Annotated in this window: 18 protein-coding genes; 13 read left to right on the top strand and 5 right to left on the bottom strand. The window is 64.8% G+C overall.

The features are described from left to right. Positions 1–812 precede the first annotated feature (812 nt). Entirely contained in the window at positions 813–1,808 is a 996-nt protein-coding gene (locus CJU94_RS17330; RefSeq protein WP_095419735.1) for an LLM class flavin-dependent oxidoreductase, read from the bottom strand. Between the two features lie 306 nt (positions 1,809–2,114). Here CJU94_RS17330 and CJU94_RS17325 point away from each other — a divergent pair, with 306 nt between their 5' ends. Both CJU94_RS17325 and CJU94_RS17320 read left to right on the top strand, forming a co-directional pair. Next, positions 2,115–3,194, top strand: a complete 1,080-nt coding sequence (locus CJU94_RS17325; RefSeq protein WP_095419734.1) for an LLM class flavin-dependent oxidoreductase — start codon at positions 2,115–2,117, stop codon at positions 3,192–3,194. Positions 3,195–3,205: 11 nt separating this feature from the next. Continuing rightward, the gene (locus tag CJU94_RS17320) at positions 3,206–4,039 is read left to right on the top strand and encodes a class II aldolase/adducin family protein (RefSeq protein ID WP_095419733.1); all 834 of its coding nucleotides are present in this window, start codon (positions 3,206–3,208) and stop codon (positions 4,037–4,039) included. 64 nt (positions 4,040–4,103) lie between these two features. Here the strand turns inward: CJU94_RS17320 and CJU94_RS17315 are convergent, their stop codons facing one another. Both CJU94_RS17315 and CJU94_RS17310 read right to left on the bottom strand, forming a co-directional pair. Further along, complete coding sequence (locus CJU94_RS17315; RefSeq protein ID WP_208645327.1) at positions 4,104–4,430, bottom strand: hypothetical protein; 327 nt, start codon at positions 4,428–4,430, stop codon at positions 4,104–4,106. 11 nt (positions 4,431–4,441) lie between these two features. Beyond that, positions 4,442–4,807 carry a tlde1 domain-containing protein gene (locus CJU94_RS17310; protein WP_095419732.1) on the bottom strand — a complete coding sequence of 122 codons (366 nt, stop codon included), beginning with the start codon at positions 4,805–4,807 and terminating at the stop codon, positions 4,442–4,444. A gap of 456 nt (positions 4,808–5,263) precedes the next feature. Here CJU94_RS17310 and CJU94_RS17305 point away from each other — a divergent pair, with 456 nt between their 5' ends. After that, positions 5,264–6,865 carry a rhodanese-related sulfurtransferase gene (locus tag CJU94_RS17305; protein ID WP_095419731.1) on the top strand — a complete coding sequence of 534 codons (1,602 nt, stop codon included), beginning with the start codon at positions 5,264–5,266 and terminating at the stop codon, positions 6,863–6,865. Between the two features lie 64 nt (positions 6,866–6,929). On the opposite strand, the gene CJU94_RS17300 is transcribed toward CJU94_RS17305, so the two are convergent. Further along, positions 6,930–7,430, bottom strand: a complete 501-nt coding sequence (locus CJU94_RS17300; RefSeq protein WP_244220860.1) for a LysR substrate-binding domain-containing protein — start codon at positions 7,428–7,430, stop codon at positions 6,930–6,932. Positions 7,431–7,673: 243 nt separating this feature from the next. On the opposite strand from CJU94_RS17300, the gene CJU94_RS17295 reads away from it, so the two are divergent. Further along, positions 7,674–8,603, top strand: a complete 930-nt coding sequence (locus tag CJU94_RS17295) for an ABC transporter substrate-binding protein (protein WP_095419730.1) — start codon at positions 7,674–7,676, stop codon at positions 8,601–8,603. A gap of 17 nt (positions 8,604–8,620) precedes the next feature. On the opposite strand, the gene CJU94_RS40905 is transcribed toward CJU94_RS17295, so the two are convergent. Next, the gene (locus tag CJU94_RS40905; RefSeq protein ID WP_157763761.1) at positions 8,621–9,055 is read right to left on the bottom strand and encodes a hypothetical protein; all 435 of its coding nucleotides are present in this window, start codon (positions 9,053–9,055) and stop codon (positions 8,621–8,623) included. 137 nt (positions 9,056–9,192) lie between these two features. Between CJU94_RS40905 and CJU94_RS17290 the strand changes: the two genes are divergently transcribed. The 9 genes from CJU94_RS17290 to astA all read left to right on the top strand — a co-directional run bounded on the left by CJU94_RS17290 (position 9,193) and on the right by astA (position 17,931). Continuing rightward, on the top strand, positions 9,193–9,744 hold the full coding sequence (locus tag CJU94_RS17290) for a hypothetical protein (protein ID WP_095419729.1): 552 nt from the start codon (positions 9,193–9,195) through the stop codon (positions 9,742–9,744). A 27-nt stretch (positions 9,745–9,771) separates the two neighbouring features. Beyond that, positions 9,772–10,725, top strand: coding sequence for a patatin-like phospholipase family protein (locus CJU94_RS17285; protein WP_095419728.1), 954 nt, complete (start codon positions 9,772–9,774; stop codon positions 10,723–10,725). A 288-nt stretch (positions 10,726–11,013) separates the two neighbouring features. Then, complete coding sequence (locus CJU94_RS17280) at positions 11,014–11,703, top strand: ABC transporter permease (RefSeq protein WP_095420413.1); 690 nt, start codon at positions 11,014–11,016, stop codon at positions 11,701–11,703. Positions 11,704–11,707: 4 nt separating this feature from the next. After that, entirely contained in the window at positions 11,708–12,421 is a 714-nt protein-coding gene (locus CJU94_RS17275; protein ID WP_095419727.1) for an ABC transporter permease, read from the top strand. A gap of 45 nt (positions 12,422–12,466) precedes the next feature. Beyond that, positions 12,467–13,294, top strand: coding sequence for an ABC transporter ATP-binding protein (locus tag CJU94_RS17270; RefSeq protein ID WP_095419726.1), 828 nt, complete (start codon positions 12,467–12,469; stop codon positions 13,292–13,294). A 37-nt stretch (positions 13,295–13,331) separates the two neighbouring features. Further along, positions 13,332–14,381 (top strand): GlxA family transcriptional regulator, encoded by a 1,050-nt coding sequence (locus CJU94_RS17265; protein ID WP_095419725.1) that lies wholly within the window; start codon positions 13,332–13,334, stop codon positions 14,379–14,381. A gap of 177 nt (positions 14,382–14,558) precedes the next feature. Beyond that, positions 14,559–15,794: an aspartate aminotransferase family protein gene (locus CJU94_RS17260; protein ID WP_095419724.1), complete on the top strand. Its 1,236-nt coding sequence runs from the start codon at positions 14,559–14,561 to the stop codon at positions 15,792–15,794. Between the two features lie 41 nt (positions 15,795–15,835). Further along, on the top strand, positions 15,836–16,894 hold the full coding sequence (gene aruF, locus CJU94_RS17255) for an arginine/ornithine succinyltransferase subunit alpha (protein ID WP_095419723.1): 1,059 nt from the start codon (positions 15,836–15,838) through the stop codon (positions 16,892–16,894). Continuing rightward, positions 16,891–17,931, top strand: coding sequence for an arginine N-succinyltransferase (gene astA, locus CJU94_RS17250; protein ID WP_095419722.1), 1,041 nt, complete (start codon positions 16,891–16,893; stop codon positions 17,929–17,931). The genes aruF and astA overlap by 4 nt, the downstream gene beginning before the upstream one ends.

The raw sequence follows: 17,931 nt of genomic DNA, 5'->3' as shown, positions 1-17,931 counted from the left end.
GTTCCGGCGCAGCCGTGACGACGGCGGTCGTTCCGATCCTGCTGGTGTACCAGGTGTCGACCCGCGCCAATGGCCCGGCGCTCCCGTCGACCGTCGCATCCAACGTGTTCGGTGTTGGCGGGATATTCACCCCCATCGGTCCCCTGACCGGCGCCTACGTCTATCCGACGACCACGTGCGCCACGCCGCCCGGTTCGTCGGGCGCATGCGACCTTGTCAGCCCGTTGCGATCGCTGTCGTTCACGTCGAACATCGATCCCGGCTTCCTGCTCGCGCCGCTGTCACTGCAAAACTGTCAGATCGGCACACCGGGCAGTTGCACCGCCGCGCCGTCCCTGACGCTTGGGGTGAACAATGCCACCACACAGGTGCTGGGGTTCGCCAATGGCCGGTCCATAAGCGCGGGCTGCTCCTCGCTGACCCTGACTTACGTGCCGCCTGCGTCGTACGGATGCGGTCCGCCCTACTATGATCGGGAACTCGAGTCCTACGACAACCTTACCTCCGTCACCGCCGTGCTGCTGGACACGGGAAATTCGGGCATGACGCTCGGGCCGGGCAACCCTGGGGTGTTTCCAGCGACGATCGCGGCCGACACGCAGGTCACCATTCAGTTCGGGCAGACAGGGCGCGGCGCTCTTCCTATGCCCACTTACATTTATCAATTCACCACCGGGACCGGCGTCTACACGACGACGGTCCTGCCTAACAGTACGGTCACCGACCTTGGCATCGGCTTCTTCACGACGCATCGCTTTTACATCGACTATTCGAGGGGGGATAGCCGGATGGGTGTGAGGCCGGCCATGTCTTTACTGACCGGCCGCCAACTCCTCACGCACTTGCGCACCGATCTCGAACGACCGCAGTCGCGCCGCGTGATCGTAAATCTGCGCGGTGAGCATCAACTCGTTGGCGCCGGTTTGATCGATGATCGACTTCAGCGCTTCGCGCACCGCATCACGATCGCCTATTGCCGTGCAGGCGAGCGAGTGCGCCACGTTGTTCAATTCCATCTCCGACGCATCGAGCCGCTCGACCGGCGGTTGCAACTGACCCGGCGTGCCGCGCCGCAGATTGATGAACTGCTGCTGCAGCGAGGTGAAAAGGCGCCGCGCTTCCTCGTTGCTATCCGCGGCGAACAGATTGACGCCGACCATCGCATACGGTTTGTCGAGCGAGGCAGACGGACGGAATTGCGCGCGATACGCCTGCAGCGCGTGCAGCATGTAATCCGGCGCGAAATGCGACGCGAACGCGAACGGCAGGCCGAGCGCCGCGGCGAGTTGAGCGCTGAAGAGCGACGAGCCGAGCAGCCATAGCGGCACGTTCAAACCCGCGCCCGGCACCGCGCGAATGCGCTGGCCCGGCACGGGGTCGGCGAAATAACGCTGCAATTCGACGACGTCGTCGGGAAACGAGTCCGCGCTATTTTGCAGATCGCGGCGCAGCGCGCGAGCGGTGCTCTGATCGGTGCCGGGCGCGCGGCCGAGGCCCAGATCGATCCGGCCGGGGTAAAGCGAGGCGAGCGTGCCGAACTGCTCCGCGATCACGAGCGGCGCGTGATTCGGCAGCATGATGCCGCCCGAGCCGACGCGAATCGTTTTCGTGCCGCCCGCCACGTAGCCGATCACGACCGAGGTCGCCGCGCTGGCAATGCCCGTCATGTTGTGATGCTCCGCCAGCCAGAAGCGCTGGTAGTGCCACTTTTCCGCATGCTGGGCGAGGTCGAGCGTATTCCTGAACGCGTCCGCCGGCGTGGCGCCCGCGGTGACCGGCGAGAGGTCGAGGACCGAGAAGGGGATCATTGTCTGTTCACTTGTTGTTTCCGGCGCTGTCGCGCGATGGGGCATTCTCGCAAAGGTTTCGCTTTTCTGCTGACGGCGCCGCGATGTCCACGTTCGTGAAAGGGGGTTTGCTCGCGCGCGGTGCGGCGAACGCAACACGCTGCGCCAGAGAGCGGACCGTTACATGCAAATCCGATATAGATATGGCCGATCAATATTTAACAGGCGCATGCCGCGCTGCTACTTTAATCCCCTCGCAGCGAGCCATGCATCCGGCCAGCCACGTCACCGCCCCGCCGGGCAGCAACCATTCAGGGAGACACGCACGTGTCCATCGAATTCATCGGCATGATCCAGACCCGCAAGGTGTCCGAAACGAACGCGGCGCAAGGACCCGTCATCGACATCGGGTACGTCGAGCAGTTTGCCCGCGCGCATGAAGCCGCGGGCTTCGACCGTATCCTCGTGCCGCATCATTCCACGAGCCCGGATGCGCTGTTGACCGTCGCGCATGCGGCAAGCGTGACGAGCAAGGTGCACTTCATGCTCGCGCATCGGCCGGGCTTTGTCGCGCCCACGCTCGCCGCGCGGCAACTGGCGACGCTCGACCACTACTCAGGCGGCCGCCTCGCGGTTCACATCATCTCGGGCGGCGACGACGCCGAGCAGCGTCGCGACGGCGACTTCCTGTCTCACGACGAGCGCTACGCCCGCACCGACGAGTACCTGCACATCCTGCGGCGCCTCTGGACCGAGGCGAAGCCCTTCGATCACCACGGCCAGTACTACCGCTTCGAACAGGGGTTTTCCGAAGTGAAGCCCGTGCAGCAGCCGCATATCCCGGTGTATTTCGGCGGCGCGTCGGCGCCCGCGCTCGAAATCGCCGGCCGCCACGCGAACGTCTACGCATTGTGGGGCGAGTCGAAGGCGCAGGTGCGCGAGCAGGTGGGGCGAGTGCGCGCGCAAGCCGCGAAACACGCCCGCACCGTACGCTTCTCGGTGTCGTTCCGGCCGATTCTCGCGGCGACGGAGGCGGCGGCCTGGGAGCGCGCCGAACACATTCTCGAGGAAACCAGGCGGCTGCGCGCGGCGCAGGGGATCGGCCGGGGCGGTCCGACGCAAAGCGAAGGCGCGCGGCGGCTGCTTGCGGCATCGGGCGACTCGGATCGCGTGGACGAGCGCTTGTGGACCGGCGTCGCGAAGGAAATCGGCGGACGCTCGAACTCGACCGCGCTCGTCGGTACACCGGAGCAGGTCGCCGAGGCGCTCGCCGACTATTACGCGCTGGGGGTCTCGACGTTCCTCGTGCGCGGCTTCGATCCGCTGGAGGACGCCATCGACTACGGCCGTGAACTGATCCCGGCCACCCGCGAACGGATTGCGCGCGTCGAACGCGTGGCGGCGTGAACGGAGGCCCGATGAGCGATCTCTCTCTCACCGCTGTCACCACGTTCGCCAAAGAGCCGCCGGCCATCCAGCGTCATGCGCCGCTGCGCAAATTCTGGTTCGACGAGGTTGCGCCGCGCGAGAGCCTCGCGGCGGAGCGCCGTTACCGGCAGGAGCGGCTTGCCGTCGCGTTCCGGCTGTTCGCGCGCTACGGTTTCGATCAGGGGCTCGCGGGCCACATCACCGCGCGCGATCCGGAATGGCCCGATCACTTCTGGGTGAATCCGTTCGGCAAGCATTTCAGCCGCATTCGCGTGTCCGATCTGCTGCTCGTGAACGCCGAGGGTGAGATCGTGGTCGGCGCAGGGCCGGTGAATCAGGCGGCCTTCGCGATCCACGCGGCGATTCACGAAGCGCGGCCCGACGTGGTCTCGGCGGCGCACACGCATTCGCTGTATGGCAAGGCGTGGTCGTCGCTGGGCCGCACGCTCGATCCGCTGACACAGGACTCGTGCGCGTTCTACCAGGATCACGCGTTATTCGACGATTTTCGCGGCGTCGTGCTCGATACCGATGAAGGCGCGCGCATTGCCGCCGCGCTCGGCGAGCGCAAGGCGGTGATTCTGAAGAATCACGGCATTCTCACGGCGGGGCCGAGCGTCGAAGCCGCGGCGTGGTGGTATATCGCGCTCGACAACGCGTGCCACGCGCAACTGCTCGCCGAAGCCGCGGGTACGCCGCAAGCGATCGCGCACGACGTCGCCACGCTCACGCGTGAGCAGGTCGGTCGCGCGGGGGGCGCATTGTTCGCGTTCCAGAGCCTGCTGGAAGGGCTGGTCGAAGCCGAGCCCGACGTGTTCGATTGAACCCGTTGTAATGCACGCTTGCAGTGTGTCTACGGCATTGGCGAAGGGCTCAAACAGAATCAGACTAGTCGATGTCGACCTTTTGCGACACGACCCACACGACGGGATCGGACATCGAGCACTCGAGCGAACTGACTTCGCTCGATGTAATCACCTCGATCGCGCGTCCGGTGCGTTCGTGAAAGGTGATGTCGTAGACATCGCGCCAAAGATCCTTGCCGATCTTTTCCGAGGCGATCCGCACGGCCCTGGTCTTCGCGTCGTCGATTTTGACCGGATCCGTGATCCCGACGTTTTTCAGAATCAGCGGGGTGATGTGCTTCGGCCAGCTCGCGCATTGCGGAGGTGCGCCGGCGAGACACAGGGCAGGGGCCGCCAGCACGGCCAGCATGGCGGCGGCCCTCACAGCGACACCGCGATCGTGTGATCGCCGCTTTCCCAGATGCGCCTGCGCGTGACGATATTGACGATCACGCAGCCGTGCGACGCCTCGCCCGGATGAGCGGCACTGTCGCCGTGAATCATGAAGCCTGTGCGATTGTAGGTAACGGTGCCCGGAACGGGGGTGAGCCGCATTGTGTAAGGACCGGCATGAGGATGAGTAAACGGTGCGCCGATCGACCAGGTTCCGCGCGGAATGGGGCCGCTCATGGCCTCGTTTTGTCGGGAGGGGTTATTCCTGCCTTGTCCGCACCCGCTGTATCCGACTCCGGCAAGTGTTCCGTCGCGCTCGATTCGACCGGTACTTTGGCGATAGATCCATGGCATTTGTTCACCTCATTGTCATGTCGGGGATCGCGATATTACTGACTCCGGCGTCTCAAAATAGAACTGTTATGCGGCTTGGGAATAAATATGTGCTGCTCATCGGGCTGGACGATGACTGGCTCTGCGCCGTCTCGGGCTGACTCACCGCGCTCCCGTGGCGCGGAAATTGCGACGACCTGGGGTGTCGCCGTATCCGGCGCCCTACAGGAAGCGGCCCGGCAAAGCGGTTCGACGCCGGCGCGGTGCATGCGGTGTCGCCGCGCATTGGCGGTATTCAACGCGCGAGTCACGCTTTTGGTGACCGTACGTCGATGGGCATTCACGTGTACGGTGCACATATCGGCGCGGTGAAACGGTCCGTCATCCGCGCGGCACCGCGCAAAAACTGTTTATCTCCGGCTGCGCGAACGACGTGTTGCCGAATATCTGGAATGTTGCGAAGGAGTTCCCGTTCTCATGAGTTTCGTTCAGGCATTTCGTACCCGATCATTCGAAGACGTGCGCTACGCACTGCTCGAGCACGAGGAAATCGCGCTCGTGGACGTGCGCGAGGAAGATCCGCACGCCCGCAGTCATCCGCTGTTCGCGGCCAATCTGCCGCTGTCGCGGCTCGAACTCGACGCGCCGGTGCGCTTGCCGCGCCAGGCGGTGCCGATTGTGGTGTTCGACGCCGGCGAGGGGCTCGCCGAACGCGCCGCGCGACGTTTGAGCGAGCTGGGCTATAGCGACGTCGCCCTGCTCGAAGGCGGTTTGCAAGGCTGGCGCGAAGCCGGCGGCGAGTTGTTCCAGGACGTCAACGTGCCGAGCAAGGCGTTCGGCGAACTGGTGGAATGCGAGCGCCATACGCCGTCGCTCACCGCGCCGCAAGTGCAGGCGCTGCTCGATCATGAAGCCGACGTGGTGGTGCTCGACGCGCGCCGCTTCGACGAATACCACACCATGAATATTCCCGGCAGCGTCAGCGTGCCGGGCGCCGAGCTGGTTCTGCGCGCACGCCAGCTCGCGCCGGACCCGGCTACGCGGATCATCGTCAATTGCGCGGGGCGCACGCGCAGCATTATCGGCGCGCAGTCGCTGATCAACGCGGGCGTGCCGAATCCGGTCGCGGCGTTGCGCAATGGCACGATCGGCTGGACGCTGGCGGGGCAGGCGCTCGCGCACGGCAGTTCGCGCCGCTTCGGCGCGGTGGTGGACGACCAGCTGCGTCTGTCCGCGGCCGATTCCGCGCGCACGGTGGCGGACCGCGCCAGAGTGGGCCGTACCTCACGCGACGAAGCGCGCCGCTGGGCCGGCGAAAACGTGCGCACGGTCTATCGCTTCGACGTGCGCACGCCGGAGGAGTACGAAGCGGGTCACGTGCCCGGTTTTCGTAGCGCGCCGGGTGGCCAGCTCGTGCAGGAGACCGACATGTTCGCGCCGGTGCGCGGCGCGCGCGTGATCCTCGCCGACAACGACGGCGTGCGCGCCAACATGACCGCGTCGTGGCTCGCGCAGATGAATGTCGACGTGTACGTCGTGGACGGTCTGACGGCCGCCGACTTCGGCGAAAAAGGCGCGGCGCCCGCCGCCCGCCATGCGCCCGCGCCGCCCGATGCCGACGAAATCTCCGCGGCCGGACTCGTCACACTGCTGCAGTCGCCGGGCACGGCCGTGCTCGACTTCACCACCAGCGCGAATTACGTGAAGCGGCATATTCCCGGCGCGTGGTTCGTGATTCGTGGCGAACTCGAGAAGGCCTTGCATAAGGTGCCGGACGCGCAACGTTACGTCGTGACCTGCGGCAGCAGTCTGCTCGCACGCTTCGCCGCACCCGATGTCGCGGCGCTCACCGGCAAGCCGGTGCAGGTGCTAAGCGGCGGCACGGCGGCGTGGATCGATGCCGGCTTGCCGTTGGAGAGCGGCGAGACGCGCATGGCTTCGTCGCGGATCGATCGTTACCGCCGCCCTTACGAGGGCACGGATAACGCGCGCGAAGCGATGAATGCGTATCTGGAATGGGAGTACGGTCTCGTCGCGCAGCTAGGGCGCGACGGTACGCATGGGTTTCGCGTGATCTGACCGGCTTGCTCGAAACGAAACGGCTGTAGGGTCGAAGCCGAAGCAGCCGAAGGCGGCGCGCGGTTCACGCCGCGCGCTGGGCGCGCGTTTCCTTGAACTGCCGCTCGACGGCCGCGCCGAAGCGTTCGACGGGTCGTTGCAATTTGCCGAGCACGCGTGGCTGGACGAGCCAGATATCGATGAACGGCTTGAAGTCGCTGATCGGGACGATATCGAGTGCATTCGCGCGAGCGCTCGCCCGCAGGAGCGGTAGCGGCACGAGGCCGAGACCGTTGCCATCGGCGACGAGCTGCAACTGCAATTCGGTGCCGGGCGTTTCCAGATTCAGCTTGAGGGCGAGCCCGAGGCCGGTGAGCGCGCGCTGCAAACCGTCGCGAAACCCGCAGCCGTCCGGATTCAATACCCAGCCGATCGACTGGCATTCGGTCAGCGTATGCGCGCGCTTTTTCAGCAGGCCTTTGCGCGCGACGACCGCCAGTTTGACGCGGCCGAGCGAGCGCGCCGCCTGCTGCAGCGACTGACAGCGAATAACGGTGACGTAGGCGTCGATCTCGTCGATCTTCATGATGAGCTGTGACAGGATCGGGCATGCAAAAGAATGCGCTCGATCATACCCGTAGCGCCGCATCCTCACCGCCTGCAGTGGAAGAAAATCCGCATATTTGCTTAGCAGAATAATGCGTTTGTCTTATACAGATGCCTACCTTATCGTCGTTGCAAATCCATCCGATATCACGACGTGCGCGCTGCCATGACGATTTCCCGTGTTCCTTTCGCAATCCGATCTATTGTGCGGCGCACGTTCTCCATGCCGGCGGGTATTGCCGCGCTGGCCGTGTCGGCGTCGCTGTGGGCCGCGTCATCCGTTGCGGCGGATGTGCCCGTGCTCAAGGTCGGCGATCAGTCCTTGCAAACGCGCGGCATTCTCGAAGCGTCGGGGCAGTTGAAAGATCTGCCGTACAAGATCGAATGGTTCAACTTTCCCGCCGCGCAACCGCTCGGCGAAGCATTGAATGCGGGCGCGGTGGACGTCGGCGGTCTAGGCGATGCGCCGCTCGTGTTCGCGCTCGCCGCCGGCGCCCGGGTGAGAGCGGTCGCGGCGACACGCTCGACACCGCTGGATCTGGCGATCGTGGTCGGCGCGCAGTCGCCGCTGAACGACGCGGCGAGTCTGAGGGGCAAGCGCATTGCCACGACGCGCGGCTCGATCGGCCACTATCTCGCGCTCGCCGCATTGAAAAAGGCCAACGTGCCGCTCGCCGACGTGACCTTCGTGTTCCTCGCCCCCGCCGATGCGAAAGCGGCGCTCGCCTCGGGCAGCGTCGACGCGTGGTCGGTGTGGGACCCGTACACCGCGCTCGGCGAAGCGCGAGATCACGACCGTATCATTGCCAACGGCGTCGGCCTCTCGGAGGGTCTCAGCTATCAGGTGGCGACCGAACGCGCGATCGCCGACAAGCGCACCCAACTCGCCGACTTTTTGCGGCGCGTGGCGTTCGGGCAGCGGTGGGCGCTCTCGCATCCCGATGAAGTCGCGGCGATGCAGTCGCGTGTCACGGGCTTGCCGACCGACGTGCTGAAGACCGTCTATCAGCGCGGCCAGGTGCATCCGGTGGCGATCGACGACAGCGTCGTGGCGGCGCAGCAGCGCACGGCGGACACTTACGAAGCGGCCAACGTGATCCGCGCGCATCTGGACGTGCGCCCGAGCTTCGATCGCAGCTTCCCTTTGCCTTGACGAAGCCATGCCCACCCTCAGCAAATCATCTGCCAATTCGGTGTAAACGCGCTCTCGTCTAAATCTGCCAATGCGTTTAGATTAGCTGCACCTGGAAGGCTTATCGAGGGACCAGGGCGACCAGTCAAGCAGCGGTTTGCCATTGCGGCGATGGCGCGAGGTGAGCAGCCAAGGTTGCTCACCGCTTCGTCCGGAACCAGACCGCTGCGCGTCGTCCGCGGTGCTTCGTTGTCAGGCGGCCCAATGGCCGCGTTCATTTTGCGGTTGACCGTATCGACCGACCCGGCGACGCTTTGCACAGCGTCGCCTTTTTGCTTGTGGCGGCCGCTTTTCATGCGCGTCGTCGGCGTGGCCGTCCGCCATGGCCGGTTCGCGCCGACTTCGTCCACGCTGCTTGCACGGCGGGCGGCCACGCCCACTGAGTCCTCCACCTCCGCTTCGGCCTTCGCCACCTCGGCTACCCTGTACGCCGGCGCACATCGCCGTGCCGCGCCCGCTCGCGGTTTTGCCTCTACGCGGTTATCCTGTAGTAGACACTACACAACAGGATGCGGGCCTTCTCGGTCTGCATCCGTACAGGAAATCCGCTGTGAGCCTGAAACTGCTTACTGTCGCCATGCTGGCCGCGAGTGTTGCGTTGACCGGCTGCGACGACCAACAGAGCGACCGCGCCGTGCAAAAACTCAAGGAATTCTTCAATGCCGTCAAGCCGGATGCTTTATTGCTCAAGGACCTGACGCCGGGCATCACGACCGAAGCGCAGATCCGCGACCAGATGGGCAAGCCGGAAACCGAGCGCAAGTTCACCGACGGTTCGAAACGCTTCGAATATCCGCGCGGTCCGCAAGGCTTGAATACGTACATGGTCGACATCGACCGTGACGGGAAACTGCAGGCCATCACCCAGGTGCTGACGGCGGCCAACTTCGCGAAGATCCGCATCGGCATGAGCGAGGACGAAGTGCGCCGCCTGCTCGGCAAGCCCGGCCAGGTCGCGGTGTTTCCCCTCAAACCGGAGACCGTGTGGAGCTGGAAGTGGCGCGAGGGCGGTGTGACCGAAGAAGGGATTTTCAACGTGCATTTCGACCAGTACCAGAAGGTGTACACGACATCGCGTTCCGACGTGATCCGTGGGCGATAGAAGATAGAAGTCAGAGCGGGGAAGAAGATGATACGTCGACGTCGATACAGCCGGATCGGGCTGGTGTTGGGGGGCGGCGCCGCGCGCGGCTGGGCGCATATCGGCGCGATTCGCGCGCTGCAGGATGCGGGCATCAGACCCGACGTGGTCTGCGGCACGTCGATCGGCGCACTGGTGGGCGCGGTGTACGCGAACGGCGACCTGGACTGGCTCGAAGAGTGGGTCTCGCGGCTCACGTGGCAGACGGTGGTGCGCCTGCTCGATCTGCGCCTCTCGGGCGGACTGCTCGGCGGGCGCAAGGTGATCCAGTTGTTCGCCGACAAGTTCAACGGCCGGTCGATCGCGCAATTGAACATGCCGTTCGCGGCGGTCGCCACCGAACTCGATTCGGGCCGTGAAAGCTGGCTGCAGGACGGCAGCGTGGTCGAGGCGGTGCGCGCCTCGATTGCGATTCCCGGCATTTTCACGCCGGTGTGGCACAACGGCGTCTGGCTGGTGGACGGCGGCTTGAGCAACCCGGTGCCGGTTTCAGTGGCGCGCGGCATGCGCGCGGACTGCGTGATCGCCGTCGATCTGAACAACGACATTCTGAATGGCCGCGATTTCGGCGGCGCGGTGGTCGATACGCCGGCCATCGACCCGGCGGAGCCGCAGGCGGTCGCGCTGCGCCGCAACGGCAAACCGTGGCCACGCTGGCTCGCGCCCGCCGACGCGCGCGTCACCGACGACGTGCGCGTGCCGCCCGCGCCGAGCGCGCGCGTGCCGTCCATGCTGAGTTCGATCGCGCAAAGTATCGACATCATGCAGGTGCGGATCACGCGCAGCCGCCTCGCGGGCGAACCGGCGGACATTCTGATCCAGCCGCGGCTGGGAGGCATGGGCATTTTCGACTTTCACCGCGCGGCGCCCGCCATCGAGGAAGGGCGCGCGGCGGTGGAACACATGCTGCCGGCGATTCGCGCGCGGCTGGGCATTGATTAGCGTGGCCGCAAGCGCCCGCCGTCTATCGAAAAAGCGACCCGAAACTTGCTAAATCGCGGCGGCGCTCGCCGCGCACGCCCTGCCTTACAAATTCCAACGCCCCGCCAAACCAAGCCCTGCCGGCCGCGCACCGCATAAAAGCGAGTCTTGTTGCATTGCAGCAAAACTGCCGCGCGCCTTTGAGAATTTAATTTTCGCTTGCGAGACTCCGCGCCATGCCGGACGAGTGGGGCGGGCACGAGCCGACACCGTCCGAGACATCCTCAAACCACCTGGATGGAGACACGCGTGTTCCTATACGGCTTTGGCCCGGTGTTGCTGGCCGGCACGATCCAGACGATCGAGCTGTCCGTCCTGTCGCTGGCGGCGGCGGTGCTGCTCGGCCTCGCGGGCGCGGCGGCGAAACTCTCGTTCAACCGCCCGCTGCGGGCAATCGCGACCGGCTATACGACGCTGATCCGCTCGGTGCCCGACCTCGTGCTGATGCTGCTGCTGTTCTACAGCATCCAGATCGCGGTCAACAACCTCACCGACGCGCTCAATCTCCCGCAGTTCGATATCGATCCGTTCGTGGCCGGCGTGCTCACGCTCGGCTTCATCTACGGCGCGTACTTCACCGAGACCTTTCGCGGCGCCTTTCTGGCCGTGCCGCGCGGCCAGCTCGAAGCGGGCAGCGCGTACGGCATGAGCGGCGTGCGGGTGTTCACGCGCATCCTGTTCCCGCAGATGATGCGTTTCGCGCTGCCCGGCATCGGCAACAACTGGCAGGTGCTGGTGAAGGCCACCGCGCTGGTGTCGATCATCGGTCTCGCCGACGTGGTCAAAGCCGCGCAGGACGCCGGCAAAAGCACCTTCAACATGTTTTTCTTCATCCTGATCGCCGCGCTCATCTATCTGGCGATCACCACCGCGTCGAATCTCGTGCTGATCTGGCTGGAAAAGCGCTATTCGATCGGCGTGCGGCACGCGGAGCTCTAAGACCATGATCGACATTCTCAATCAATTCTGGCGTGCGTTTCTCTACTGGGACGGCCAGCGCGTGTCGGGCCTCGCGGTCACGCTGTGGCTGCTGGTGGCGTCGGTCGGAATCGGCTTTTGCGCGGCGATTCCGCTGGCGGTGGCGCGCGTCTCGAAGAAGCGCTGGCTCTCCACGCCGGTGCGTCTTTACACTTATGTGTTTCGCGGCACACCGCTGTACGTGCAACTGCTGCTGATCTATACCGGCATGTACAGCCTCGAATTCGTGCGCTCGCATCAGCTACTGGACGCGTTTTTCCGCAGCGGTTTTCACTGCGCGATTCTCGCCTTCGCACTGAACACTTGCGCGTACACCACGGAAATTTTCGCCGGCGCGATCCGTTCCACCTCGCACGGCGAGGTGGAAGCGGCGCGCGCCTACGGCATGAGCTGGTTCACGATGTACCGCCGCATTGTGATACCGTCCGCGCTGCGCCGCGCCTTGCCGTTGTACAGTAACGAAGTGATCCTGATGCTGCACGCCACCACGGTCGCCTTCACGGCCACGGTGCCGGACATCCTGAAGGTGGCGCGCGACGCGAACTCGGCCACTTACCGGTCGTTCGACTCGTTCGGCCTCGCGGCGCTGATTTATCTGGTGGTGTCGTTCGTGCTGGTGGCGTTGTTCCGCCGCGCCGAGCGTCATTGGCTGGGATATCTCGCGGTGCGTACGCATTGAAACGCGCCGTGTTGGCAGCGAGCGGCGCGGCAACGCGGCGCCGTCATGAAGATTGATCCGTATTTTCAAAGGGAGAGCATCTTGCTCCACACGACTCAAACCGAAGCTTGCAAGCTCGCCGTACAGGACATTCACAAGCGCTACGGCGACAACGAAGTGCTCAAGGGCGTGTCGCTCAACGCGAACAAGGGCGACGTGATCAGCATCATCGGTGCGAGCGGGTCGGGCAAGAGCACCTTCCTGCGCTGCATCAATTTTCTCGAGCGCCCCAACGCCGGGCAGATCGTCGTGGACGGCGAAGCGGTGAAGACGAAAACCGACCGTGCCGGCAATCTCGAAGTCGCCGATCACAAGCAGCTGCAGCGCATTCGCACGAAGCTCGCCATGGTGTTCCAGCACTTCAACCTGTGGGCGCACATGAATGTGATCGAGAACATCGTCGAAGCGCCGATTCACGTGCTCGGCCTGCCGCGTCGCGAGGCGGAAGAGCGTGCGCGCGAGTATCTCGAGAAGGTCGGTCTCGCGCCGCGCCTCGAAAAGCAATATCCGTCGCATCTGTCGGGTGGTCAGCAGCAACGGGTGGCGATTGCCCGCGCGCTCGCCATGAACCCGGACGTGATGCTGTTCGACGAGCCGACGTCCGCGCTCGACCCCGAACTGGTCGGCGAAGTGCTGAAGGTCATGCAGAAGCTCGCCGAAGAAGGCCGCACGATGATCGTGGTCACCCACGAAATGGGTTTCGCGCGCAACGTGTCGAACCATGTGATGTTCCTGCATCAAGGCCGCACCGAAGAAGAAGGCCTGCCCGCGGAAGTCCTGACCTCGCCGCGCAGCGAGCGCCTTAAGCAGTTCCTCTCCGGCAGCCTGAAGTAATGCACGGCTCGCGCCGCAGCGTTTGATCCCGTCAGCGATGGCCCGCACCTCCAGCCCGGCTCGCACCACCCAGGTCGCCATCGTCGCCTTGCCGCCCGTATCGATGTCGGGCGTCGGGCCGATTGTCGACGCGCTCAATCTCGCCAACGAAATCGACGGCCGTGCGCTGTACCGCGTGCAGGTGTGCTCATGGGACGGCCGCGCCGTGCCGCTTTCGGGCGGCGCGCAATGGCCGGCCGACGCCGCCTTCGGCGACGCGATTTCGTGCGACTGGCTGATCATCGTGAGCGAGCGGTTCCAGCAGTTCGCCGACTATCGGCTCTTTCTCGCGAGCCTCTCGCGCGTCGGCCAGCGCACGCCGCTCGTCACCGGCATTCACCACGGCGTGTGGTGGCTCGCCATGGCGGGGCAGTTGTCCGGCTATCGTGTGAGCGTCAACTGGGAAACCTATCAGCAGTTCTCGGAGCAGTTCGAGCGCTCCATCGTCACGCAACAGATCTTCGAAATCGACCGCGATCGCGCCACCTGCGCGGGCGGCCAGGCGAGCGTCGACTTCATGCTGGCGATGATCGGCCGCGAACACGGTCCCGAACTCGCGGATCGCGTTGCCGACACGCTCGGCGTGGGCGCGTTGCGCGCCGGCGAGGAGCGTCAGCGGATTCCGTTCGTGACCGCGCCGGGCGAGCGCCATCCGCGTCTGAACGACGCGTTGCTGCTGATGGAAGCGAATATCGAGGATCCGCTCACCACCGACGAGATCGCGGCGCTGGTCGGCGTGTCGCGGCGGCAGTTGGAGCGCCTCTTTCGCCAGTACCTCGGCTCGATGCCGTCCAAATACTATCTAGGGCTGCGGCTTTCGAAAGCGCGCACGCAATTGCAGCGCACCAGCAAATCGGTGGTGCAGATCAGTCTGGCTTGCGGGTTTTCGTCGGCGGCGCACTTTTCGAATGCGTACCGTGAACGCTTTGGTGTCACACCGCGCGAGGATCGTCGCAACTGGATCGACAAGCAGACCGGCGCGAGCGGCGCCGCGGCCAGCGAGCCGCGGCCGGGCGCGCTGATCGAACGGCCGGATCTGGCGGATTGAAGCGGATTGAACGGAATTGAAGCACGGCGCAAAGCACCGGCCAAAGCGCGCCGGCCATTCGCCGAACGCCGGCCGCTCGCGTGGAACCTCATAGAAAGCGTCGCGTATGCGCAAGACGTATCGCGCGCGGTTACCTACACTAGCTGTATCACCTCTCACCTGTAACGAGGATTTGCCATGAACGACCTGACAGTGACACGCCAGACCTTCGACGAAGTCATGGTGCCGGTGTTTTCTCCCGCCGCCTTCGTGCCGGATCGCGGTCTTGGCTCACGCGTCTGGGATACGCAAGGCCAGGACTATATCGACTTCGCCGGCGGCATCGCCGTCACCGCGCTCGGTCATGGGCACCCCGAACTGCTGAAGGTGCTGCACGAGCAGGGCGGCAAGCTGTGGCACATCGGCAATGGCTATACCAACGAACCGGTGCTGCGTCTGGCCAAACGCCTCGAAGACCTGACGTTCGCCGACCGCGCTTTCTTCGCCAACTCGGGCGCGGAAGCGAATGAAGCGGCGTTGAAGCTGGCTCGCCGCGTCGCGTTCGAGCGCCACGGCGCCGACAAGATCGAAATCATCTCGTTTACGCAGTCGTTCCACGGCCGCACGTTCTTCACGGTGAGCGTCGGCGGGCAGCCGAAGTATTCGGAAGGTTTCGGCCCGGTGCCGGCCGGCATCACGCACTTGCCGTACAACGACATTGAAGCCGCGAAGCAGGCCATCGGCGCGCAGACCTGCGCGGTGATCGTCGAGCCGATTCAGGGCGAAGGCGGCGTGATCCCGGCGGATCCGGCGTTCCTCAAGGCGCTGCGCGAAGCCTGCGATCAGCACGGCGCACTGCTGATTTTTGACGAGGTACAAACGGGTGTGGGCCGCAGCGGCTATTTCTACGCGTACCAGGAAACCGGCGTGACGCCGGACATCCTGACCACCGCCAAGGCACTCGGCAATGGTTTTCCGATCGGCGCTATGTTGACCACGAACGAACTGGCCGCGCATTTCAAGGTCGGCGTGCATGGTACGACGTACGGCGGCAATCCGCTGGGCGCGGCGATCGCCGAAAAGGTGGTCGAGCTGGTCAGCGACCCGAAGCTGCTCGAAGGCGTGCGCTCGCGCAGCGCGGCGTTGAAAGGCCACCTTGCGAAGCTGAACGAACGTTTCGGCCTGTTCAAGGAAGTGCGCGGCAGGGGGCTGCTGATCGGCGCGGAACTGACCGACGCGTTCAAGGGCCGCGCGAAAGATTTCGTCACCGCCGCCGGCCAGCATGGCGTGATCATGCTGATGGCCGGTCCTGACGTGCTGCGTTTCGTGCCGTCGCTGATCATGCCGCTCGACGATATGAACGAAGGCTTCGCGCGTCTGACCCAGGCGATCGAAGGCATTGTCGGCGCAAACGCCGAAGCGGCGTCGCACTGAGCCGCAGCATTGATCACGCGTCACATTCAACAGGAACGATGATGCTCTTCGTACGCCCAGGCCGCCTCGCCGATCTCGACGCGCTCGAGCACATGGCGCGCACCGCGCAACCGGTGCTGCATTCCCTGCCGCACGACCGGCGCGCGCTCGAAGCGCGTGTCGCGTTGTCGGAAGACTCGTTTCGCGCGGAAGTCGATTTTCCGGGCGAGGAGTTCTATCTGTTCGTGCTCGAAGATGCGCAAAGCGGCAAGCTGATGGGTACGGCGAGCATCGTCGCCGCGGCAGGTTATTCGGACCCGTTCTACGCGTTTCGCAACGACGCGCTGATTCACGCGTCGCGCGAGTTGCACGTGAACCGCAAGATTCACGCGCTGACCATGTCGCATGAGCTCACCGGCAAGAGCCGCCTTGCGGGCTATTACATCGATCCGTCGTTGCGTGGCGACGCCGCCGCGCATCTGATGTCGCGCGCACGCATGATGTATATCGCCGCCAATCGCAAGCGCTTCACGTCAGAAGTGTTTTCGCTGCTGCTCGGCGTCACCGACGAGAACGGCGTGTCGCCATTCTGGGAAGCGGTGGGGCGCAAGTTCTTCGGGCGCGACTTCGCCGACATCGAAATCGAATCGGGCGGCCGCAGCCGCACCTTTATCGCCGAAGTGATGCCCACGTATCCCGTCTACGTGCCGTTGCTGCCCGAGGCGGCGCAGCGCGTGCTCGGCGAGCCGGATTCGAAGGCCTTGCTCGCGTACGACATTCATCTCGAGGAAGGCTTCGAGACGGATCGCTACGTCGACATTTTCGACGCGGGTCCGGTGTTGACCGCGCAAGTGGATCGCAGCGCCTGTGTCACGCGCAACGAAACGCGCGTGGTGCAGGAGAGCACCGCGGCCGCTAGCGGCTCGACGTATCTGATCGCGCATAACGGCGCCGACGGCGAGTTCCGCTGCGTGCTCGGTGAACTGGCGGCGGGCAAGGAGGCCGGCGCGCCGTTGCCGCATGCGGCGCGCGCCGCGCTCGGCGTGCAGGAGGGCGACACGGTGCGCTGCGTGCCGCTGCACCAGACGCACCAGGATGAACAATCGGGAGAGGCACGATGATCGTCGTTCGCGTTGTGCAACGAGGCGATGTGGACGCGCTCATGCGGCTCGCGCAGGAAACCGGCCCGGGCCTCACCACCTTCAAGCCGGACCGCGAGGCACTCGCGGCCCGCGTGGAGCGCGCGCGCCGCACGATGGAAGACAAGGCCGAGCCGCATGAAGCCGGCTACTTCTTCGTGATGGAAGACACGGACACCGGCGACATCGCCGGGGTGTGCGGGATCGAAACCGCGGTCGGCCTGAAACAGCCGTTCTACAACTATCGCGTGAGCACGGTGGTGCATGCGAGCCAGGACCTCGGGATCTGGACGCGCATGCGCGCGCTGAACATTTCGCACGACCTGACGGGTTACGCGGAAGTGTGCTCGCTGTTTTTGAGTCCGCGTTACCGCACGAGCGGTGTGGGCGGCTTGCTGTCGCGTTCGCGCTTCATGTTTCTCGCGCAGTTTCGCGAGCGCTTTCCGCAGCGTCTGTGCGCGGAATTGCGCGGCCATTTCGATGCGGAAGGCACCTCGCCGTTCTGGCGCGCGGTCGGCTCGCATTTCTACCAGATCGACTTCAACGCGGCGGACTACCTGAGTTCGCACGGCCGCAAGGCATTTCTCGCCGAGTTGATGCCGCGCTATCCGGTGTATGTCGAGTTGTTGCCGGAAGAGGCGCAGCAATGCGTCGGCCTCACGCATAGCGACACGATTCCGGCGCGCCGCATGCTCGAAGCGGAAGGGCTGCGCTACGAGAATCACGTCGATATCTTCGACGCGGGTCCGGTGCTCGAATGTCATATCGCCGACTTGCGCACGGTGCGCGAGAGCGTGCTGGTGCCGGTCGAGATCGGCACGGCAAGCACCTCGGGCGCGCCGCAGGACGGGCAGAAATCGATGGTGTCGAATACGTCGTTGGGCGATTTTCGTGTCGGCGTGGTGGCGGGCGTGCCGCAGGACGGCGTGTTCCGGCTGAGCGCGGCCGAGGCCTCGGCACTCGACGTCAAGGCGGGCGACCTCGTGCGCGTCCTGCCGCAGAAACACAAACAGGGATGA

Source organism: Paraburkholderia aromaticivorans, from assembly GCF_002278075.1.
GTDB classification, from domain to species: Bacteria; Pseudomonadota; Gammaproteobacteria; order Burkholderiales; family Burkholderiaceae; genus Paraburkholderia; species Paraburkholderia aromaticivorans.
This window is presented reverse-complemented; position numbering and strand designations above follow the sequence as displayed.